The sequence below is a fragment of the Dyella lutea genome (assembly GCF_024158035.1).
Taxonomy (GTDB): domain Bacteria; phylum Pseudomonadota; class Gammaproteobacteria; order Xanthomonadales; family Rhodanobacteraceae; genus Dyella_A; species Dyella_A lutea.
This window is the reverse complement of the sequence record NZ_JAMZEK010000002.1, coordinates 532,119-552,739: the sequence shown is the minus strand read 5'-3', so window position 1 is coordinate 552,739 and position 20,621 is coordinate 532,119. Positions and strand designations below refer to the sequence as shown.

General features: G+C 67.9%; 22 protein-coding genes. 11 read left to right on the top strand and 11 right to left on the bottom strand.

The annotated features are described in order from the left end of the window. The first annotated feature begins 10 nt into the window (after positions 1 to 10). The 4 genes from NC595_RS09895 (at position 11) to NC595_RS20475 (ending at position 4,088) form a co-directional block, all read left to right on the top strand. Positions 11 to 1,528, top strand: coding sequence for a transglutaminase-like domain-containing protein (locus NC595_RS09895; protein WP_253566152.1), 1,518 nt, complete (start codon positions 11 to 13; stop codon positions 1,526 to 1,528). A 60-nt stretch (positions 1,529 to 1,588) separates the two neighbouring features. Then, positions 1,589 to 2,458, top strand: coding sequence for an SPFH domain-containing protein (locus tag NC595_RS09890; RefSeq protein ID WP_253566151.1), 870 nt, complete (start codon positions 1,589 to 1,591; stop codon positions 2,456 to 2,458). 93 nt (positions 2,459 to 2,551) lie between these two features. Then, on the top strand, positions 2,552 to 2,737 hold the full coding sequence (locus NC595_RS09885) for a type II toxin-antitoxin system antitoxin (RefSeq protein WP_253566150.1): 186 nt from the start codon (positions 2,552 to 2,554) through the stop codon (positions 2,735 to 2,737). Between the two features lie 10 nt (positions 2,738 to 2,747). Beyond that, positions 2,748 to 4,088 (top strand): alpha/beta fold hydrolase, encoded by a 1,341-nt coding sequence (locus NC595_RS20475; protein ID WP_253566149.1) that lies wholly within the window; start codon positions 2,748 to 2,750, stop codon positions 4,086 to 4,088. A gap of 22 nt (positions 4,089 to 4,110) precedes the next feature. Here the strand turns inward: NC595_RS20475 and NC595_RS09875 are convergent, their stop codons facing one another. After that, positions 4,111 to 4,506 carry a hypothetical protein gene (locus NC595_RS09875; protein WP_253566148.1) on the bottom strand — a complete coding sequence of 132 codons (396 nt, stop codon included), beginning with the start codon at positions 4,504 to 4,506 and terminating at the stop codon, positions 4,111 to 4,113. Between the two features lie 40 nt (positions 4,507 to 4,546). After that, positions 4,547 to 4,927, bottom strand: a complete 381-nt coding sequence (locus NC595_RS09870; protein ID WP_425493115.1) for a DUF423 domain-containing protein — start codon at positions 4,925 to 4,927, stop codon at positions 4,547 to 4,549. 81 nt (positions 4,928 to 5,008) lie between these two features. On the opposite strand from NC595_RS09870, the gene NC595_RS09865 reads away from it, so the two are divergent. Together NC595_RS09865 and NC595_RS09860 are read left to right on the top strand one after the other, a co-directional pair. Further along, a complete protein-coding gene (locus NC595_RS09865) occupies positions 5,009 to 5,626 on the top strand; it encodes an SCO family protein (RefSeq protein WP_253566147.1) in 618 nt (205 codons plus the stop codon). Further along, the gene (locus NC595_RS09860; RefSeq protein ID WP_253566146.1) at positions 5,623 to 6,099 is read left to right on the top strand and encodes a copper chaperone PCu(A)C; all 477 of its coding nucleotides are present in this window, start codon (positions 5,623 to 5,625) and stop codon (positions 6,097 to 6,099) included. The genes NC595_RS09865 and NC595_RS09860 overlap by 4 nt, the downstream gene beginning before the upstream one ends. A 12-nt stretch (positions 6,100 to 6,111) precedes the next feature. On the opposite strand, the gene NC595_RS09855 is transcribed toward NC595_RS09860, so the two are convergent. The 7 genes from NC595_RS09855 to NC595_RS09825 form a co-directional block, all read right to left on the bottom strand. Next, complete coding sequence (locus NC595_RS09855) at positions 6,112 to 6,984, bottom strand: cytochrome c oxidase assembly protein (protein ID WP_253566145.1); 873 nt, start codon at positions 6,982 to 6,984, stop codon at positions 6,112 to 6,114. A gap of 83 nt (positions 6,985 to 7,067) precedes the next feature. Continuing rightward, the gene (locus tag NC595_RS09850; protein ID WP_253566144.1) at positions 7,068 to 8,945 is read right to left on the bottom strand and encodes a Gldg family protein; all 1,878 of its coding nucleotides are present in this window, start codon (positions 8,943 to 8,945) and stop codon (positions 7,068 to 7,070) included. 2 nt (positions 8,946 to 8,947) lie between these two features. Continuing rightward, positions 8,948 to 9,682, bottom strand: coding sequence for an ABC transporter permease subunit (locus NC595_RS09845; RefSeq protein WP_253566143.1), 735 nt, complete (start codon positions 9,680 to 9,682; stop codon positions 8,948 to 8,950). Beyond that, on the bottom strand, positions 9,679 to 10,611 hold the full coding sequence (locus NC595_RS09840) for an ABC transporter ATP-binding protein (protein ID WP_253566142.1): 933 nt from the start codon (positions 10,609 to 10,611) through the stop codon (positions 9,679 to 9,681). The genes NC595_RS09845 and NC595_RS09840 overlap by 4 nt, the downstream gene beginning before the upstream one ends. A gap of 180 nt (positions 10,612 to 10,791) precedes the next feature. After that, positions 10,792 to 12,165 carry an SRPBCC family protein gene (locus NC595_RS09835; RefSeq protein ID WP_253566141.1) on the bottom strand — a complete coding sequence of 458 codons (1,374 nt, stop codon included), beginning with the start codon at positions 12,163 to 12,165 and terminating at the stop codon, positions 10,792 to 10,794. A gap of 278 nt (positions 12,166 to 12,443) precedes the next feature. Continuing rightward, positions 12,444 to 13,085 (bottom strand): response regulator, encoded by a 642-nt coding sequence (locus NC595_RS09830; RefSeq protein WP_017461331.1) that lies wholly within the window; start codon positions 13,083 to 13,085, stop codon positions 12,444 to 12,446. 123 nt (positions 13,086 to 13,208) lie between these two features. Further along, a complete protein-coding gene (locus tag NC595_RS09825; protein WP_253566140.1) occupies positions 13,209 to 14,441 on the bottom strand; it encodes a sensor histidine kinase in 1,233 nt (410 codons plus the stop codon). Between the two features lie 181 nt (positions 14,442 to 14,622). On the opposite strand from NC595_RS09825, the gene NC595_RS09820 reads away from it, so the two are divergent. From NC595_RS09820 to NC595_RS09800, 5 genes are read left to right on the top strand one after another with little or no spacing between them, the layout of a single operon-like run. After that, positions 14,623 to 15,213 carry a GNAT family N-acetyltransferase gene (locus NC595_RS09820; protein WP_253566139.1) on the top strand — a complete coding sequence of 197 codons (591 nt, stop codon included), beginning with the start codon at positions 14,623 to 14,625 and terminating at the stop codon, positions 15,211 to 15,213. Beyond that, complete coding sequence (minC, locus tag NC595_RS09815; protein ID WP_253566138.1) at positions 15,210 to 15,977, top strand: septum site-determining protein MinC; 768 nt, start codon at positions 15,210 to 15,212, stop codon at positions 15,975 to 15,977. The genes NC595_RS09820 and minC overlap by 4 nt, the downstream gene beginning before the upstream one ends. 46 nt (positions 15,978 to 16,023) lie before the next feature. Next, on the top strand, positions 16,024 to 16,839 hold the full coding sequence (minD, locus tag NC595_RS09810) for a septum site-determining protein MinD (RefSeq protein WP_253566137.1): 816 nt from the start codon (positions 16,024 to 16,026) through the stop codon (positions 16,837 to 16,839). A 5-nt stretch (positions 16,840 to 16,844) separates the two neighbouring features. Next, positions 16,845 to 17,114 (top strand): cell division topological specificity factor MinE, encoded by a 270-nt coding sequence (gene minE, locus NC595_RS09805; RefSeq protein ID WP_063672226.1) that lies wholly within the window; start codon positions 16,845 to 16,847, stop codon positions 17,112 to 17,114. 40 nt (positions 17,115 to 17,154) lie between these two features. Further along, on the top strand, positions 17,155 to 17,652 hold the full coding sequence (locus NC595_RS09800; RefSeq protein WP_253566136.1) for a hypothetical protein: 498 nt from the start codon (positions 17,155 to 17,157) through the stop codon (positions 17,650 to 17,652). A gap of 13 nt (positions 17,653 to 17,665) precedes the next feature. Here NC595_RS09800 and NC595_RS09795 read toward each other — a convergent pair whose 3' ends face one another. After that, on the bottom strand, positions 17,666 to 19,912 hold the full coding sequence (locus tag NC595_RS09795; protein ID WP_253566135.1) for a DUF5916 domain-containing protein: 2,247 nt from the start codon (positions 19,910 to 19,912) through the stop codon (positions 17,666 to 17,668). A 192-nt stretch (positions 19,913 to 20,104) separates the two neighbouring features. Continuing rightward, a complete protein-coding gene (locus tag NC595_RS09790; protein WP_253566134.1) occupies positions 20,105 to 20,602 on the bottom strand; it encodes a DUF3887 domain-containing protein in 498 nt (165 codons plus the stop codon). Positions 20,603 to 20,621: the final 19 nt, after the last annotated feature.

Genomic DNA, 20,621 nt, shown 5'->3' with positions numbered 1-20,621 from the left:
GGAGCGATCCATGCGCCCGACTGCAGTCATGCTGCTGTACATCGGCCTGGCCGGCCTGTCCCTGGCCCACTCCGCGGCCGACACGCGTCCACCGCACCAGACCACCTGGATGACTGTGCTGATCGACGGCCGCAAGATCGGCTCGCTGCGCGTGGACCGGGACTTCGACGGCGCACGGATCACCACCACGCAGACTTTGTCGATCGAGCTGCTTCGCGCCGGCAAGCCGCTGCGGCTGCAGAGCGTGATCGGCACCACGGAGAGCATCGACGGCGAGCCGCTGGGGTTTTCCGCGACCAGCGCACTGTCCTCGGTCGACAACACGGTCGCGGCCGAACGCCTGGGTCCAGGCACGTTCGAGGTCACCACGAGCGTCGGTGGACAGCACCACGTGGGCAAGGTCACGCTGCCGCCCGGCACGCTGATGTTCGACGGGCAGCGCCGTGCGATGGAGGCGGCCGAGGGAGAAAAAGGCACCACCTACCAGCTGCGCCAGTTCGACCCGGTCAGCCAGCAGATCATGCAGGTGGAGATGCAGGTGATCGGTCCGGAGACCGTGAACCTGCCCGACGGCTCGCGCACGCTGAGCCACCAGCGCCAGCGGTTGCGCCTGCCGAATGGAGACCAGGTCGTCGACCTCTGGCTGGATGACCAGGGCATCGCGCAGAAGGGCGAGCTGCAACTGCTCGGCCAGCGACTGGACATGCTTGCCTGCGACAAGGCATGCGCGCTGGCGCCGGTGCAGCGCGTGGACATGTTCCGCACGGCGATGGTGGAGTCGCCGCGACCGCTCACGGTGAACCTGCGCGCCGTGCCGCTGACCTACCGGATCAGGCTGGGCAAGGCAGCCACCAGACTGCTCATCCAGACCGACGAACAGGACGTCCGCCCGATCGACGCCCGCGAGGTGTTCCTGGACGTCCATCGCGCGCAGGCTGGCAAGGAGGCTGGCCCGGTACCGGCGGACACCGCCGCCAATCCCTGGGTGCAGTCCGATGCACCGGCGATTGCCGACCTCGCGGCCAAAGTGGTCGGGCATGTGCAAGACCCGCGCGACAAGATGCGCCGGCTGCGCATGTTCGTCAGTGGCTACGTGACCGAGCACGGGTTGGACGTGGGCTATGCCTCGGCGCTGGAGGTGCTGAAGAACCGCCGGGGCGACTGCACGGAATTCGCCGTGCTGCTCGCCGCACTCGCGCGCGCGCAGGGCATTCCGACCCGGGTGGTGACCGGCATGGTCTACGCCGACCGCTACGCGGGTACCTTGCGGGTATTCGTTCCGCACGCGTGGGTGCAATCCTGGGTGGACGGTCGCTGGGAGAGCTACGACGCTGCGCTGCGCCAGTTCGACTCGACCCACATCGCGCTCACCACCGGCGATGGCGACCCGTCGAGGTACTTCAGTGCCACCCAGTTGTTCGGGCAACTGAAGATCGAAAGCGTGCGCCCAAGCAACGAGTTCAATCCGCCGGTGTCGCCCCCGACCGCCCCACCACCGACGACGGGTACGCCCACGGGCCGCGGCTAGCACTTGCGATAGATATCTTTTTGATATCAAATCCCCCTAAATCAGAGGGAGACAAGTGTCATGAACGAGCGTCAGGGATTTTCCGTAGCAGGCATTCCGTTCGTGGTGGCGTGCCTGGTACTGGCCGGCTTCGGCATCAGCCAGCTGATCGGCCTGAAGGATGGCGGCGCCCCCGGGACGCCGCTGTTCGTGGGCGTCGGCCTGCTCGTGCTGGACGGCCTCCTGGTGAAGGGTTTCTTCCAGGTCGCGCCGAACGAGGGCCAGGTGCTGCAGCTGTTCGGCAAGTACGCCGGCACCGTGCGCGACGAGGGCCTGCGCTGGACCAACCCGTTCTACAGCCGCCGCCGCGTCTCGCTGCGCGTGCGCAACTTCGAGAGCGGCAAGCTGAAGGTCAACGACAGCGATGGCAACCCGATCGAGATCGCCGCGGTAGTGGTGTGGCAGGTGCTGGACACGGCCGAGGCGGTGTTCTGCGTGGACGACTACGAGAACTTCGTGCACATCCAGAGCGAGTCGGCGCTGCGCCAGATGGCGCAGAACTACCCGTACGACGCGCACGACGACAAGAAACCCTCGCTGCGCAGCCATGGCGAGGTGATCAACAACCACCTGCGCGACGAGATCCAGGCGCGGCTGGAGAAGGCCGGCGTGCAGGTGATCGAGGCACGCATCAGCCATCTGGCCTACGCCCAGGAAATCGCCCAGGCGATGCTGCAGCGCCAGCAGGCCAACGCCATCGTGGCGGCGCGCGAGCGCATCGTCGAGGGCGCCGTGGGAATGGTCGCGATGGCTTTGGACAAGCTGCGCGAACAGGGCGTGGTCGAGCTGGACGAAGAGCGCAAGGCCGCCATGGTCAGCAACCTCTTGGTGGTGCTGTGCGGCGATCGCGCGACCCAGCCGGTGGTGAACGCCGGCAGCCTCTACAACTAATCGACGGAGCCAACCATGTACGCCATCGCCATCTTCATCGTCCTGTTCGTCGCTGCGGCGGCTTCGCGGCGCCATCGCGCCCGCTGAAGGCGCATGGCAGCGGAAAAAAAAGCCTATCCCCTGAGGATAAGCGCGGCCGTGCTCGAAGCGGTGCAGCGCTGGTCCGAGGACGAGCTGCGCAGCGTCAACGCGCAGATCGAGTATCTGCTGCGTGATGCCTTGCGCAAGGCCGGCCGGCTCAAGCCGGCCAGGCCCGACCCGGTGGAAGACGACGAATAGGGAGATTCCTGTGCAGAACCGAGTAATGCAGGCTTGCCTGCTGATGATTGCCACGTTGGCGGGAGCCCCTGCCCACGCCAGGGTCGATGACCCGGCCACACTGTGCCGCACCCGGAGCGCCGCCGTGCTCGAGGCACTGCGCGATGGCCGCTATGCCGATGCCACCCGCCATTTCGACGCGCGCATGTCCGCCGCCCTGCCCGCTTCGAAGCTGGCCGAAGTATGGGGCACGATGCTACCGGCCAAGGCCGGCGGGTTCGTGTCGGGCGGATCGCCGAGCGTGACCCAGGCCGGGGGCATGCCGGTAGTGCAGACTCCGCTGCATTTCGCGCAGGGCGCGCTGATGATGCGGGTCGCCTGCCAGGCAGACGGCAGCATCGGTGGCCTGTTCTTCGCGCCGCTACCCGCCGAAGCCGATGCGGCGCCCGCCGCCGCCCCGTCGCACGGCATCCGCGAGGTGGCAGTGGACGTGCCCTCGCCGCCCGGCAAGCTGCCGGGCGTGCTCACCCTTCCGGCGGGCGAGGGACCGTTCCCGGCCGCCGTGCTGGTGGCCGGCTCCGGTCCGAACGACATGGACGAGACGATCGGCCCGAACAAGCCGCTGCGCGACATCGCGCTCGGCCTGGCCGAAGCCGGCATCGCCACGCTCCGCTACGACAAGCGCACCCATGCCTACGGGCCGCAACTGGCCGGCCAGCCGATCACCATCGACCAGGAAGTGACCGACGATGCGCTGGCCGCACTGCACCAGCTGCGCACGCTGCCGCGTGTCGATCCCTCGCGCATCTTCGTGGTGGGCCACAGTCTGGGGGCGCTCATGGCACCGCGTATTGCGCGGCGGGACGGCCACCTCGCCGGCGCGGTGCTGCTGGCTGCTCCCGAGCGCATGAACCTGGAACTGGTGATCCACCAGATGCGCTACATCGAAAGCCTCGGCGGCGCCTACGCAGCGGCCGGCAAGCAGATCCCCGCGGCGGAAGCCGCACGCGACGCAATGGCCAAGGCCGACTCCGGGCATCCTCCCAAGGGTCTGTACTTCCATGCTCCGGCCGCCTACTGGCTCAGCCTGCGCGACTACGATGCGATCGACACGGCCCGCGCCCTCCACGTGCCACTGCTGGTCCTGCAGGGACTGGCCGACTACCAGGTCGGGCCGGATTTCGCACGGTGGCAGCAGGCGTTCCGCGGCAGCCACCGCGTGAGCCTGCGCGGCTATCCTGGGCTGAGCCACTTGTTCATGCCGGCTGGCACGCCACCCTCGCCGGCCGATTACGGCAAAGCCGGACACGTCGAGCCGGGGGTGATCCGCGACATCGCGGCGTGGATGCTCGCCCGGCACGCCGTGCGCTGAAGCGCCCGGCGCTTGCCCGGCATCAACGCGCGGCCAGGCCCGCGGCGTGCAGATCCGGAAGAATCAGCACTTTTGCCGGTCCCTCGCCCCCCTGCACCAGCAGACGATCGCCGGCACGCGCGATCGAATCGACCTCGCCCAGACCATCGTCGGCGCCCAGCCGCTGCAGCGGCGAGCCGGTGCGAGCGTCGTAGACCACCAGCTCGTGCGACGAGCGATCCGCCACCAGCAACCAGTCGCGCTGGGCGTCCTGCCAATGGACCAGCCGGTTCACCTGCACATCGTCGCGCGTTGGCGCATCGGTCGGAGCGGCTGACGCCAGCCAGAGCCCGGCCAGCACCGCCAGGACGGCCAGCGCGGGCATCAGGGCGCCACGCCATGCGCGCGCGGTCGGGAGCGGGTGGGCAAGTGCAGCCATGGCGCAAGCGTGCGCCATCCCGGTGACAGGGCGATGACGGTCAGGACCGCTCGGACAGGCTCAACGAGCGGCCCAGCGCGATCCAGCCGACGACGAAACCGATCCCGCCCAACGGAGTGATCGCACCGCACCAGCGCGGCGCACCGAGGGCGAGCGCGTAGAGACTGCCGCTGAACAGCACGATGCCGATCGCGAAGGCCACTTCGGCGATGCGCCCGGCGCGCCCGCGTCCGGCATGAACGGCAAGGGCCAGCGCGAGCGCGTGCCACAACTGGTATTCCACCGCGGTGTGCCACCATTCCATCGCCGCGGCGTCGAGCCGACCGCGCAGGGCATGCGCACCAAACGCACCCAGCAGCACTCCGCCACCGCCAGCGAGCGCCAGCCACCAGGCGGCGCCGCGGGCGACAGGATGTCGCAGGCTCCTGCGTTTTCCGGCGTCGTGCGGGTCAGTGCTCATGGGCTGGCGTATGCTGGAAAGATGACGATCTCCGATTCTCGCATGAAGCCATCCGCACTCTTCCGCTGGCTGCTCCTGTCGATGCTCATCGCCACGACCGCGCTGCTCGCCGGCTGCCAGCACGACGAGCCCCTGCCGTTCCGGCTGACCCAGGTGACCGGGCACATGCCCGACCTGGACTTCCAACTGGTCAACGACGAGGGCAAGCCGGTGACCGCAGCGGACTACCGCGGCAAGGTCGTCCTGCTGTACTTCGGCTACACCCACTGTCCGGACGTCTGCCCGCTGACGCTGGCGCACCTGCACGTGGTGATGCAGCGCCTGGGACCGCTGGCCGACGGCGCGCGCATCCTGTTCGTTTCGGTCGATCCGACCCGCGACACGCCGGCGGTGATGCATGCCTACGTCAACGCCTTCGACAAGCACGCGGTCGGCCTGACCGGCTCTCCCGGCAACGTCGAAGCGCTGGTCAAGCGCTACCGTGCCTCGTTCAGCCGCGAGCCCGCCCAGGGCGACGGCAACTACGAGGTCAGCCACAGCTCGGCCATCTACATCTTCGATGCCCAGGGCCATACCCGCCTGCTCGCCACCCCGGCCGACTCGCAGGACACCCTGGTCCACGACCTGCATCTGCTGCTTGCCCCCGGAGTGAAATCATGAAGGCACACCCATACGCCGCCCTGATCGCCGGCCTGCTCCTGGCCGGTGCCGCCCATGCCGACCAGGCCTCGCAGATCCGCGCCGAACATGCCTGGATCCGCGTCATGCCCGCCGGACTGCCCGCCGGTGGCTACGTCACCCTGAGCAACGGCGGCGACGAAGCGGCCACGCTGACCGGTGCCAGCAGCCCGGAGTACGGCCACGTGATGCTGCACGAAAGCACCACCGAGGGCGGCATGGGCCGGATGAAGATGATCGGGAAGCTGGCGATCCCCGCCCACGGCCAAGTCGCCCTGGCGCCGGGCGGCTACCACCTGATGCTGATGCATGGCTCGGCGCAGGTGCATCCCGGCGTGCAGGTGCCGGTCACTCTGCAGTTCGCGGATGGCTCGAAAACCACCGTGCCGTTCCTGGCGCGCCCGGCCAACGCGGTCGATGCCGGTCCGGAATCTGCAACTGGCCACGACCACTGAGTCGTTGCGGGATCAGCCCGCCGAACGAGCCGCGCGCGCGGCCGCCGCGCGCCGGCGCTGCCCGCTCTCGCGCCGGATACGCCCGCTGCGTGACAGCCGCAGCCACTGCTGCAGGGCCAGCAGTCCACCGATCGACTCGATGATCGCCGCGGGCACCCACATGATCACGCCACCGATCAGCTGCCCGGTGAGGACGTTGAAGGTGAAGGCGCGGCCGCAGATCTCGAAGATCGGGTAGAGATCGGTCTTGGAGAACGTGACAATGGCACCGGCGACGATCTGCGGCGTCATCGTGATGCCCGGCGACAGCACCCGCATGCCCGGGATCATGCGTCCCGGCGGACGCGGCCGGTGGTCGAGCACCAGCCACCAGTAGATCAGCCCGCTGACCACCATCGACCAGTTCATGAAGCGATAGACGCGCCAGTCCAGCATCGCCAGCGTCTGCATGTGCGGGATCAGCCAGACCAGGATGAAGGCGACGAAGGTGAGCGTGGCGACGGTGGGATTGAGCAGTACTGCCGCCACCAGTCGCACCGGCCAGGTCCGCGCCAGCCAGCGGAGCCAGATTCGCGCACGCAATGGGACCCCGGCGCGCAGCACGCTGCCCGGATAGGCCGCGATGATGAGCAGCGGTGCCAGGTGATGCAGCAGCACCTGCTGGATGCGGTGCATGAAGAACTCGTGCTCCGCGTAGTAGTCGAAATAGGTGTGCAGCGAGGCGTACACCATCGCCATGCCGATCCAGAACGTCAGCTGCCGCGAGCGCGGCACCGCAAGGCGCCGCGTGCCGCGCACGTACAGCGTGCAGGCAAGCACGAAGGTGACCAGGAACACCCACGAGAACTCCCAGGGCACCAGCCATTTGAGCAGTATCGACATCACCCTTCCGGTCCCGGCCGGCATCCGGCAAGGCCAGCCAGCTTAGCGAGCCGGTCCCGGATGGCGGCGCGACAGATTGCCACCCCTCAGCCCCTGCGACGTCGGCTGCGGCGCGTGCGCCGCCACCCGTAGAGCAGCCCGAACAGCGTCACCAGCGCAGGCATCACCACGATGTTGATGAACTTCACCTTCAGGCCGAGCGCGTCGATCTCGGCGTTGAGCTGGTGCTGCACGTCGCGCAGCTCCTTGCTGATCGCCAGCTTGCGCTGCAGGAACTGTTCGATCTCGCGCTTCTGCTCGGCCGACGCCTGCCCCTCGCGCGAGCCGCGTGCGGGCTGCAGCTCGTCCAGCCGGCTGCGCGTCTCGGCCAGCTCGCGCTCCAGCTCCTGCTTCTTGAGCAGGAATTTCTGGTCGGCGGCGCTCTGCAGGGCCTGCACACGGGTGAACGGCCGCTGCGAGGTCGAGCGTCCGCGAATCGACAGCAGCGCCGACGATCCGCTGAGGTTGTCCACCAGGTTGGCGACGAAGTCGCCATTGCTGGCGAACGCGTTCAGCATCGGCTGGCCGAGGAAACTCTGCGTGTCCACCCACAGGCGGTCGCTGAGCAGGTCGGTGTCGGCGACCAGGATCACTTCCGCATTCGCCGCCGACTCAGCCAGATGCCCCGGCGAGGTGCGCTCGGGAAAGGCGCTGGCGAACGGCCCGCGCAGCCGCGCCGCCAGCACGTAGCGGGTGTTGTCCGGCGTGTAGCCACGCAGCAGCAGCGAGGGATCGCTATTGGCCTCGAGCACCCGCTGCACCGGCACCACGTGTGCTTCGGCACTGGTCTGCAGCAGGGGAATCAGCCGCGTGGTGGCGTCCTGCGCCAAGTCGAAATACCCAGCCGAGGACACATCCACCTGCTGCAGGCTGGCGGTCACCGCGTCATTGCGGTTGAGCTCCTGCGCACCGAGTCCCAGCATCGCCGGATGACTGAAGCTGGTGTCGCCCAGCTCGATCTTCAGCGCGCGCGAGCGGTCCAGCACCACCTTGTGGTCGTCGTAGACCACGCCCCAGGCCTTGAACAGCCGCGGCAGATCGGAGTTGTGGTCGTCGGTGACGCCGGTGGATGCGTCGACGAACGGCGCGTTGTCCAGCTCGGCATCGGGATCGACGAACACCACCAGGTGGCCGCCCCCCAGCACGTACTGGTCAAGCGCGTACTGCGCGTCGTCGGACAGGTGCTTCGGGTGCACCAGCAGCAGGACTTTCAGGCTTCCGTCCACGTGCTTGAGCGTGGCCGGATCGATCGTCTGCACCGAGAACAGCTGCTGCAGCTGGGCCAGCACCGTCCAGGCCGGCTCGCCGATGACCGGGTTGCCGGCGATCGGCAGCGAACTGATCAGCCCGATCTTCGGCTTGCTGGTCTCGTTGAGCTCGTACAGCAGCTTGGCGATGTCGTATTCGAGGAAGGTTTCGCGAGCCGGATCGAAAAACGGCACCGAAAGGGTCTTGCCGCCCGCGCTGCCGGGTGCGGCATCGGCCGGCAGCGTCGTACCGACCAGGCCGAAGAACACCCGCTCCCCGTTGCTGCCGCCGCTGAGCGGAGTGAGTCCGTTGCCCTCGGCACTGGCCTCGTCGTCCGAGTAGGGCACCGGGTCGACGATCTGCAGGCGCAGCTTGCCCGAGGAGCGAGCCACCATCTCCTGCAGCATCTCGCGCACCCGCTGCTCGTAGCTCCGCAGCTGCGGCAGGTCGCGCGCGGCGTGATCGGAGAAGTACAGCGTCAACCGCAGCGGCCGGTGCAGGGTGCCGACGATCTGTACCGTGCCGGGAGACAGCGTGTAGAGGCCGTCGGCGGTCAGATCCACCCGCGGCACATGCACCCAGCGGCTCAGGGCGAGCGTGAGCGCCACGAACAGCACGATCAGGGCCGCGAGCGCGAGGCGCAGGCGGCTGCGGCGGGAAGGCGACCGACGCGACATGCTCAGCGACTCCGGCGCAGGTCGAGCAGCAGCGCGCCGGCGAACAGCCAGGCCACGATGCTGAGCACGAAGTAGGCCAGATCGCGTACGTCCAGCACGCCACGGGCGATCGCCTCGAAATGACGCAGCAGGCTCAGGTGCGCCACCGCGTTCACCAGACGCCGCGGCAGCGCCTCCTGGAAGAAATCCACAACCTGGGCCTGACCGGCGAGCAGCAGCAGCACGCACACCAGCGCGCTCAGGATGAACGCCACCACCTGGCTCTGGGTCACCGTCGAGAGGCATGCCCCGATGGCGAGGAACGCGCCGGCCATCAGCCAGCTGCCGAGGTAGCCGGCGAGGATCACCCCGTTGTCAGGATGCCCGAGGTAGTTCACCGTAAGCCAGATCGGAAAGGTCAACGCCAGCGCCAGCCCGACGAACAGCCATGCAGCGAGGAACTTGCCGAGCATCGCCTGCCACAGCCGTACCGGCAGGGTCAGCAGCAGTTCCAGGCTGCCCGCCTTGGCCTCCTCCGCCCACAGTCGCATCGATACCGCCGGCACCAGGATCAGGTACAGCCACGGATGCATGGCGAAGAACGGCTGAAGATCGGCCTGCCGCCGCTCGTAGAAATCGCCGGCATAGAACGTCAGGATCCCGGCCAGCGCCAGGAAGATCACCAGGAACACGTACGCCACCGGGGTGACGAAATAGCTGCGCAGCTCGCGCCGCACGATGGCCTGGAGCGGGCTCATGACTGCACCTCCGGCGCCGTGGTGATCTGCCGGAACACCTCGTCCAGGCGACCGCGCTCGAGCTGGATCTCGGACACCTCCAGTCCCTGTGCCCGCAGCAGCTGTTCCACCGGCTCGAGAATCCGCTCGCCCGGCCGCGGAAACGCAGTAATGCGCCCGTCGAGCGGGTCGACCTCGATCGCCGCCACCTGCGGCAGCCGGCCGAGCATCTCCTGGGAGACGGCGCTACCTGGCGCACTGAACGACACCGCGCCGTGGTACCGCGAACGGGCCTCCAGTTCTGCCGGCGTGGCATCGGCCAGCAGGCGGCCGCGCGCGACGATCACCACCCGGTTGCACAGTGCGTGCACTTCCTCGAGCAGGTGGGTGGACACCAGGATCGTGCGCTCGCGCGCCATCGCGTCGATCAACTGGCGCACGGCATGCTTCTGGTTGGGGTCCAGGCCATCGGTGGGCTCGTCCAGCATCAGCACCGGCGGGTCGTGCAGGATCGCCTGGGCGAGCCCCACGCGCCGACGCAGACCCTTGGACAGGGTGTCGATGCACTGGTCGAGCACCTCTTCGAGCTGAAGTCGTCCCACCACGTCCTCGAAGCGGCGACGGCCGGCCGCGCCCTTCAGCCCGCGCATGCGGGCGATGAACACCAGGAACTCGCGCACCGTCAGTTCGCCGTAGCTGGGCGCACCTTCAGGCAGGTAGCCCAGCGCACGCTTGGCGGCGATCGGATCGGCCTGCACGTCATGTCCGCACACCCGCGCGGTGCCCGAGGTCGGCGTGAGGAACCCGGAGATCATCCGCATCGCGGTGGTTTTGCCGGCGCCGTTGGGGCCGAGCAGGCCGAGCACCTGCCCGGGCTCGGCACGGATGCTCAGGGCATCGACTGCGGTGAACCTGCCGTAGCGTCGGGTGAGCTGGTCGGTCTCGATCATCGAAGGGCCAGGAAAGCGGGCGGTTGCGCGCCCTGTCCCGGAATATCCGGCGGCAGGCGCGCGTGGCGAATCAATGTAGCGCAAGCGCCGCCGCGAACGAAAAGATCGACGGAGGCAACGCGGACAACAAAAAACCCCGTCCGCGAACGGACGGGGTTCGTTTGACCGGCAACGCGCGGATCAGTTCGACGCTGCGCTGGACGAGTCCGCCGGCGCGGTGGCGGTCGACGACGAGGCCGGGGCGGCGGCGGTGCCCGAGGAGGCCGGCGCGTCGAGGCTCGGCGGCTGCATGCCGGCTTCCTGCTCCGGGGTCTGCTCCGGCGCGTCGCTCAGCGGCAGGTAGACGTCGTAGCGCGCGTACTGGGTGATGTTGTTGTTGGTATCGATCTGTTCCGGGCGGGCCAGGATGTCGTAGAAGCGGTTCACCACGGTGTCGTACTTGTAACCGTGGGTCTGCGCATACGCTTCCAGCTCATCGCGGGTCTGCGGCACGCCAGCGTAGGTGCCATTCCACTCGCCCTTCAGTGCCGGGCCACCGGGCAGCATGGTGGCGCGGACATCCTGGTCGATGATCAGGCGGCCGTACTTGTCGTTGCTGCCCGGGGTATTGACGGCCACGTCGGCCGGCGCGGCGGCGGACGAAGACGAAGCCGGGGCGGCCGCACTGCCGGCGGCTGCCGGAGCGGCGTTCGGCAGCTGCGGCTGGGCCGCGGCAGTCAGGTCATGGCTCTGGCCGGCAACGGTGATCGTGGTCGTGTCGATCGGCAGTGCAATGTCGAAGGTGAAGGTCTGGTCACCGTAGTTGCTCACCACGAGGATGCGCGGACCGGTGACGTTGACGCCCAGCTTCTTGGCGGTGTCGGTCAGCAGCTTGACTGCGTCGTTGGTGGTCTCGTTCAGCGCATCCAGACCGCCCTTGCGCTCGATCTGGGTCGACACCATCAGCACCGGCGTCGGCTTGGTCTGCACGATGTAGGGAATGAGGTCGGAATAGTCGACGTTCTTCACCGAGGCCATCATGTTCTGCAGGCCGCTCAGGCTGTACTCGATGAACGCGTCGGGCGCACCGTGAATGTACAGGTTGGAGTAGCGGTCGATCAGGTTCCAGCCGTACTGCACGTCATAAGCCCAGTTCACGCGGGTCAGCTTGTGCGTGCGGCCCTCGCGCGACAGGTCGAGGGTGAAGTGCTTGTCGGCACCGCGCCAGTCGCTGTCCAGGTTCCAGACGATCTTGGCAGTGTTCACCGAGGCGTCGATCTTGGCGAAGCCAGGTTCGGCGCTGGCCACGGTCAGCTTGCCGTCGCCGGCCTTCTTCGGGTCGCCGGTCCAGTCGATCTCGGCGCCCGGGCCGTAGGCCTTGCCGGCGAACTGGTACTTGATGCTCGGATCGCTGCCGTTCAACTCGGAGTAGTCCGGGAAGCGGCGGAAGTTGTTCAGCACGTCATAGACCTGACGGATGTCCTTGCCGATGACCAGCGACCTCTCCACATGGCCGCTGCCGGGCATCGCAATGCCCACCACCACGGCCAGCACGGCCACGATGACCAGGGCCATAAGTAATTCAAGAACACGCATCATTCCAGGGTTCTCCGAGCGTCTCTACGCAGCACTTGAAAGCATCGCCGTCTCCGCCAAGAAGACTTCCCGGGGAAACCGGCCGTGGGGGGGAGGCATATGCCGAAGCGACGGATGTTACTTGCTCGCGCGGAGGAACGCCATCCGCACCCGCAGCACCCGCGCCATGGCCGAAAACGAGGCGCAGCGGGCCTCTGCGGCCCATGCCCGGACCGCCAACATGCGTTGCCGGATGGACGGCCGGACGCCCGAACCGCTCAGACGATCCCCAGCTCCAGTGCCTTGAGCACGGCCCGCGTGCGATCGCGCACACCCAGCTTGGAGAGGATGTTGGACACGTGGTTCTTGACCGTGCCCTCGGCCACCTTGAGCGAGTTGGCGATCTCCTTGTTAGAGTAGCCACCGGAGAGCAGGCGGAGGATCTCGGTCTCGCGCTCGGTCAGCGGGTCCGGCTGTTCCAGGCTGGTGAACTGGTTCTGGATCCGCCCCACTCCGGCCAGCAGGCGCTGGGTGACCATCGGCGCCACCAGCGAGCCACCGGCGGCGACGGTGCGGACCGCCTCGACCAGCTGCTCCAGCGAGACGTCCTTGAGCAGGTAGCCGCGCGCACCGGCTTTCAGACCCTGCAACACCAGCTGGTCGTCGTCGAAGGTGGTCAGGATGATGGTGGGCGGCAGCTCGTTGCGGGCCGACAGCGCCTGCAGCACTTCCAGCCCGCTCATGTTGGGCATGCGCAGGTCAAGCAGTACCACGTCCGGCTTGATCCGGGGAATCTCCAGCACCGCCTGGGCACCGTCGGCGCACTCGGCCACCACGCGGATGTCCTCGGCCAGGTCCAGCAGCGAGCGCACGCCCTGGCGCACCAGGTTCTGGTCGTCAACGAGACAGACGGAAATCATTGCGGATCCTCAACGCGTGGATGACGATGCCGGCCCGCTCCTGCGGACCGGCGCGGCGGACGCACCACGGCCCCTTGCCGTGGCCATTCTGGCATGGTGCTTTGAAGCAGGGGCGCGACCGCCTCACGGCAGGCTCAGGGCCGGTGGTTCGAAACGGCTGGGGGCATGGGCAATGGCACTGGCCTCGCCCAGCGGCAGGCGCACGGTCAGCGAAAAGCCCTGCATCGGCGCCGTATCCACCATCACGCTGCCGCCGAACTCGGCCAGGCGCTCGCGCATGCCGCTCATCCCGTTGCCGGGAGAGTAGTTGCTGGCTCCACGGCCATCGTCGCGGGCGTGCAGGCCGAGCATGCCGTCCTCGGCGTAGGCGAAATGCAGCCACAGGTTGCGTGCCCCGGCGTGACGCGCGGTGTTGGTGATGATTTCCTGCGCACAGCGCAACAGCACCTGCGCCCGGCGCGGATCCTCCACGCTGAACCGGGGTGGCGTCTGTACGTGCACGGCCAGTCCCGGCACGCCCTCGATCAGGCTGCGCAGGGCCTGGGTCAGGTCGACCGCATCGTCCTGGCGCAACTCGCTGACCGCCTCGCGCACGTCCGAGAGCAGATGCTTGGCGGTGGCCTGGGCCTTGCGCACGTGCTCGCCGGCCTTGGCGTCGGCCAGATGACTGGCGACCTCGAGGTTGAGGCTCAGGGCGGTGAGATGGTGGCCGATCAGGTCGTGCAGCTCGCGGGCGATGCGCATGCGCTCGGCGATGCGAGTGGACTCGGCCAGCAGCGCCCGGGTCGCGCGCAGTTCGGAATTGAGCCGGCGCTGCACCTCGCGCTCCTCGGCCTGCTGGGTCGCTACGGTCGAGGTGATGAACACCAGCGCGGACAGGCCCAGGTACATGCAGACCTGCATGATCGCCATGCCGACTGTCCAGCCCTGGTAGCTGGCGATCACCGGGATCAGCAGCAGATTCTGCCCCAGCATCCAGACCAGGCCGGCGACCACCGGCAGGTGCCACGGCAGAACCACGGCGATCACCAGCATCAGCATCGCCGACAGTCCGCTCTGGCTGAACCAGCCCACCGCCACCGCCGCCAGCGTGATCAGGGTGACCAGCAGCAGCTTGGTCGCGGACAGCCGGGTGCGCCCCGGCTCGAGCTGGCTGGGCCGGGTGAGCAGGACGTAGGCGACCCCGTAGACCAGGTAGGAAACGACCCATCCCGACAGCTTCGGGTTGCTCCACCACCACACGTTGGCCTGTCCCAGCCCCCAGTTGCCCGGCCACAGCGGCAGGCTGACACACAGGTACGTGAACAGCCCCGTGAAACGGAGCACGCGGATATGGTTGAACTGGAACCAGGGCATGCCCCGCATCATAGGCCGCGCCCGGCCCGCTGCAATGCGCGGGAAGTCATGCCGCCGCCGCATTTACAACCGCTTTACATTGATGCGCCGGGCGTGTGGGGGACGGCGCCCCGTGCCATAATGCGCCGCCCTGCCCGCCGACCGGCGCGGCAATCGATTCGACACCCAAGCGGAGCAACGAATGGCCCTTGCCATCCGCGACGTGCGCGAGCACGACCTGGATGCCGTGCTGGCATTGAACAACACCGCCGGCCGCTCCATCCTCGCCATCGACGCGGCGCAACTGCGCTACTTCTACGACCACGCGGATTATTTCCGCGTCGCCGAGATCGACGGCCAGATCGCCGGCTTCCTGATCGCCATGCGCGAAGGCGGCGCCTACGGCAGCCCGAACTATCGCTGGTTCTCCGGGCGCTACCCGCAGTTCGTCTACATCGACCGCATCGTCATCGCCAACGCCTTTCGCCGCCACGGCCTGGGACGCATCTTCTATTGCGACGTCATCAGCTATGCCGAAGTGCGGGTGCCGCTGCTGGCCTGCGAGGTGTTCCTGGAGCCGCGCGACGACGTGGTGGTGCTGTTCCATGGCACCTATGGCTTCCAGGAGGTCGGCCAGCAGCGCATGGGCGAGGACGGCCCGCAGGTCAGCCTGCTGGCCCGCGAGCTGCCCAGCTTCGGCTACGTGCGCGACACCTACCTGGAGCACGGCGGGCTGCCGGACGTTCCATGGCTGGCCGAACGCCTGGCCCGCCCCTCTCAATCACCTGCATGAACGCCAAGATGGAAACCTCCGACGCCTGCGACCTGCGCTTTGGCCAGGTCGGCATCGCCTGCGTGCGCGTGCGCCGACCCGACGCCGCGGCGCTGTGCGACGAACTGGAGCGCCGCGTGCGCTCCGCGCCGCAACTGTTCTCCCGCGCTGCCGTCGTGCTCGACCTCAGTCACCTGCTGGACCTTCCCGACGACGGCACGGTCGATGCCCTGCTCGAAGCCGTGCGCAGTGCAGGCATGCTGCCGGTCGGCCTGGCCTACGGCACCAGCGAGACCGAGGCACTGGCGACCCGAATGGGTTTGCCGCTGATCGCCAAGTTCCGCGCCGCCTACGAGCCGGAACACGGCAACGTGGCGCCGCCGGCCGCGGCCGAACCGGCCCGCCCGGCGCCGGCGGCCAGTGCACCCGCCCAGATCGCACCACCGGCGTCCCCTGCGCTGGGCGCGCAGCACCACGAAGGCGCCGTGCGTTCGGGCCAGCAGGTCTATGCGCGCGACCGCGACCTGATCGTCACCGGCGCCATCGCCAACGGCGCCGAGGTGATCGCCGATGGCCATATCCACGTCTACGGCAGCCTGCGCGGCCGCGCCATGGCCGGCGCCCAGGGCGACGAGAAGGTGCGCATCTACGTGTCGGACTTCCGCGCCGAACTGGTGGCGATCGCCGGGCACTACCGGGTGTTTGAACAGATCCCCAAGGAACTGGAAGGCCACCCTGTGCAATGCTGGCTCGATGGTGAAAAATTGATGATCGCGCGCCTCTGAGCGCGCGATCCATTACTACAAGAACGATTTCCCGGGAGATGAACCCTTGACTGCACAGATCATCGTTGTCACGTCCGGCAAAGGCGGCGTGGGCAAGACCACCACCAGCGCCTCGCTGGCCACCGGCCTGGCCATGGCCGGCAAGAAAGTCGCGGTGATCGATTTCGACGTCGGCCTGCGCAACCTCGACCTGATCATGGGCTGCGAGCGCCGCGTGGTGTACGACTTCGTCAACGTGGTGCACGGCGAGGCGACGCTGAAGCAGGCGCTGATCAAGGACAAGCGCCACGACAACCTGTTCGTGCTGGCCGCCAGCCAGACCCGCGACAAGGACGCGCTCACCCAGGAAGGCGTGGAGAAGGTGCTCGACGGCCTGTCCGAGGACGGCTTCGACTACGTGGTGTGCGACTCCCCTGCCGGCATCGAGAAGGGCGCGCACCTGGCGATGTACTTCGCCGACCAGGCGGTGGTGGTGGTCAACCCCGAGGTCTCCTCGGTGCGCGACTCGGACCGCATCCTCGGCCTGCTGGCGAGCAAGACCCGGCGCGCCGAGCGCGGCGACGGCGCGATCACCCAGCACCTGCTGCTGACCCGCTACAACCCGACCCGTGTGGCCGCGCAGGAAATGCTCAGCGTGAAGGACGTCGAAGAGATCCTCGGCATCAGCGTGATCGGCGTGATCCCCGAGTCGGAGAACGTGCTGGCCGCGTCCAACGCCGGCGTGCCGGTGATCCTCGACGACAACTCGATCGCCGGCCAGGCCTACGGCGATACCGTGGCGCGCATCCTTGGCGAGGAACGCCCGCTGCGCTTCACCGAAGTAACCAAGAAGGGCTTCTTCCAGCGCGTGTTCGGGAGCTGATCGGCATGGGTATCCTCGATTTCCTCAAGCGCAAACCGGAAGCCAGCGCCAGCGTCGCCAAGGAGCGCCTGCGCATCATCGTCGCCCAGGAACGCTCCACCCGGGGCGCGCCGGATTACCTGCCGATGATGCGCAACGAGCTGCTCGAGGTGATCAAGAAGTACGTGCAGGTCGATATCGAGGCGATCTCGATCAATCTCGAGCACGACAGCGGACACGAAGTGCTCGAGCTGTCCGTGGCCCTGCCCGACGGCAAGCCCGGCCCCGCGGCCTGATCCGACCCATCGCCCGGTCCTGCCGGGCGCGTTACTCCCCATGCATTCCGAACATCCCGCTCCCGACCCCGGCAGCGTGCTGCGCCTGGCCGACATCGGTGAGGACGCTCCGCGTTCGCTGCTTGCGCGTTTCGGCCTCATGCTCGCGCCGGTCCCCGACGGCGAGCCGATTCCCGGCAGCTTCTGGGGCGACGAGGAGGCCGGCATCATCGGCACCACCGTCTACGCCCGCGGCGACACGCCGGTGCACTCGCTGCTGCACGAGGCCGGCCACCTGATCGTGCTGCCTGCCGAGCGACGCGCCCAGGTGCATACCGACGCCACCGATTCGGTCGACGAAGAGGACGCCACCTGCTACCTGCAGATCGTGCTCGCCGACGCCCTGCCCGGCGTCGGGCGCGACCGGCTGATGGCCGACATGGATGCCTGGGGCTACACCTTCCGCCTCGGCTCGTCGCGCGCGTGGTTCGAGCGCGACGCCGAGAACGCGCGCCGCTTCCTGCTCGATCGCGGCCTGCCGGTCGACCTGCGCGGCTGAGCCCGGCGCCGCTTCAAAGCTCGAAGCGATACGAGAGCTTGACCAGCAACTGCTCGCTGTCGCGCAGGTCGAAGCTCTGGCGGAATTGCGAACCGGCCTCTTCGTAGCGCGGGTCGAGCAGGTAGCCGCCGCGCGCGTAGACCACATAGAGATCGGACAGCGGCGCCAGTTCGTAGCGGTAGCGCACCTGGAAGCCGAGGTTGCGCACGCTGAAATCGTTGACCGGATCGTTCGTGCGCACGGCACGGGTGTCCGGCATCACGCGGTAGGCGCCGCGCAGGTGCGCATCCAGACCGAGCGCCTGCAGCTTCACCCGCAGCTCCTGGTGACCGCTGATGTTCCAGTTCACCCCCGCGTCGAGCAGGATCGAGTGGCTGTCGAAGCTGCCGATCAGGTTGTCGTGCTGCCACACCAGCCACCCGGGCTGGAACTTGCAGTCCGGCCCACCGAAGAAGCTCAATTCGTCGCTGAAGAAATAGGTCGGCTCAAACATCACCTCGTAGCCGATCCGGCGCATGCCGGCGAAATCGCTGCCGGCGGCAGTCAGTTCGCTCTTCCAGGCCCAGTCGCCCTTGCGCGGGCTGGTGCGCTGCCAGTCCAGCACGTGGATCGCCGGCGTGCGCAGCACGCCGTGGCCACGGGTGAGCAGGTCGTCGTAGGCCGGGGTATTGAGGTTGAGCTGGATGTCTTCCTCGCCGCCGTCGCGCAGCTGGCTCTGGCGGATGATCCGCAGCTGCCGCTCCAGCTTGACGCCGCGGTCGTCGTCGATGCCGATGATGCGGAAGCGCCAGCGATGCGAGGCATACCTGGAGTCAGCCGGCAAGTTACTGTAGCGACGCTGCACCTCCCAGTGCAGGTAGTTCAGGCTGTTGCGCGGCAGGTAGCCGAAGTCGTTGATGTCGAGCCGGTCATCGAAATGCATCGCCAGCCATTGTTGTGTCCACCGCTCGTTCATCTCGTACTCGACGACGCTGGTGGCCCCCATCCCGGTGACCAGATGGCCCTGCTCGTCGATGTGGCTGCCGACCACGTTGCTGGTGACGGTGAGCTTGTCGTTCGGTTGCCAGCGGTGGTCGATGCCGAGCACGTTGGCCTGGCGATCGAGGAACGGCCGGTCCACGCGGGTGGCCAGCAGCCCGAGCGATTGCGTGCCAAAGTCATGCTCCACCCGCAGCGCGCCGAAACTGCGCCCGGCATCGCCGTTCTCCTGCGCCGCCAGCACGCCGTACTCCGTGGCGCCGACGCTGCCGTTGAGCTTGACTGCTCCCGCCACGTCGGCCGCGCCGTGGCCATCGTCCGACGGACCGCCGACGCGACGGGTATAGATCAGCTGGCTGTTGTCGATCAGCAGGCTGAAATCGAAGATGCCCTGGTTCTCGGTGAAGAACGGCCGCTTGTCGGTGAAGAAGGTTTCCTCGGCACCGAAGTTCACCACCAGGTCGTCGCTCTCGACCTGGCCGAAATCCGGATTGATGGTGGCGGTGAGCTGGGTCTGCCCGTTCGGCTTCCAGAAGATGTCCGCACCCGCATTGCCGTGGTTGCGCCCGGCCACCTGGTCGCGCACGCCCACGACATACGGCGTGATCGCCAGCAATGGCTGGTTGTAGGCCGGCAGCGTCACCGGGGTGAAATCGGACAGGAAGCGGGCCCGGGTGAAGCTGGCCACCGGCCAGGCATCGCGTTCGCCGGTGGCGCCGATCACCCGGTCCAGGTACATGTGCACGGTACGCTCGCCGCCATCGGCCGCCTTCATCGGCGCGATGTACCAGGGAATGAGCATCTCCACGCTCCAGCCCTGCGCGTCCTCGCTCACCGCGTGCTTCCAGTTGCCGTCCCAGTCGTTGTTGAACGTGGTCTCGCCGGTGATCACTCCATCGTCGATGTCGTTGCTCAGGGTGACGGTGAAGTCGTAGCCGGTACGGCCATCCCCGTTGAAATCGATCATCAGGTTGACCCGGTCCACCTGGGCGTTCTCGTCGCGGCGGATCCGCTGCCGGGTGCGCGGCACGCCGGGCGGCTGGGTGCAACGGAAGGCGATCGCCAGGCCCTTCGGCGTGGACAGCACCCAGGCTTCCGTCGGCAGGCTGCCCGGCTCGCCGTTGAGCGGCTGCACCTTGCGGAAATCGGTGATGTGCCTGGCACCGCGCCACTCGTCCGGATCGATGTGGCCATCCACCTTGACCGGCAGCGGAGCGGCTGCCGCATTCGCCGCAAGCAGCAGGGGCACGATGACCGGCAGGCGACTTCGGTCGCATGACATGGAGGGTTGTCGGGGCATGGCGTGGGCGCAACGTGGGGAGCACGCAGCCTAAGCGGCCCGTTCGCCACGGCCGAATGGCAGAAGTCATGCCAACCGCGGGGATGCCACATGCGTCGCAACCCGCACGGGAATCGGCGAGGAGGGCGGGCCCACAGCGGCGGGCCCACCCGGGAGCAACCTACCGACGCCCCCTCAGCCACCCGTCGGCGGCGGCGACGCCATGCCGGGGCTCGCCTTGCCCTGGGCCGGCGGCATCTGGCCCACGTGCACCGCCACCACCGCGCCCTTGGCGTCGCAGGCAACCTCGGCACCAAGCTCGCCGCGGGCGTAGGTCATGGGAAGCAGCACCACGGTCACACCGTTGACCTTCTGGCTCTGCGCGGCACCGAAGCCGGCACGCTTGCCGAACTTGTCGGCCAGGGACGACCAGCCCTTCCGCAGGGCGTCGTCGGTGAGCTGCTTGTGCAGCTTGGGATCGAAAGCACGAGTGGCGGTGGCGACGTCGCCGTGATCGAGCGCTCCGATCATCGACTTGGCGGTGTGCGTGCACTGGGCTGCCGCGGCCGGATCGGCCGGTTGCACCCGCGGTGCCGGCGGTGCGGCAGGCGGCTTGGCGCTCTGCGCCGATACGGCGCCGACACCCAGCGCGACGGGAAGTGAAACGAGAATCGAACGGATCGGGGAGGACATGCAAAGTCTCCTGCGTGGA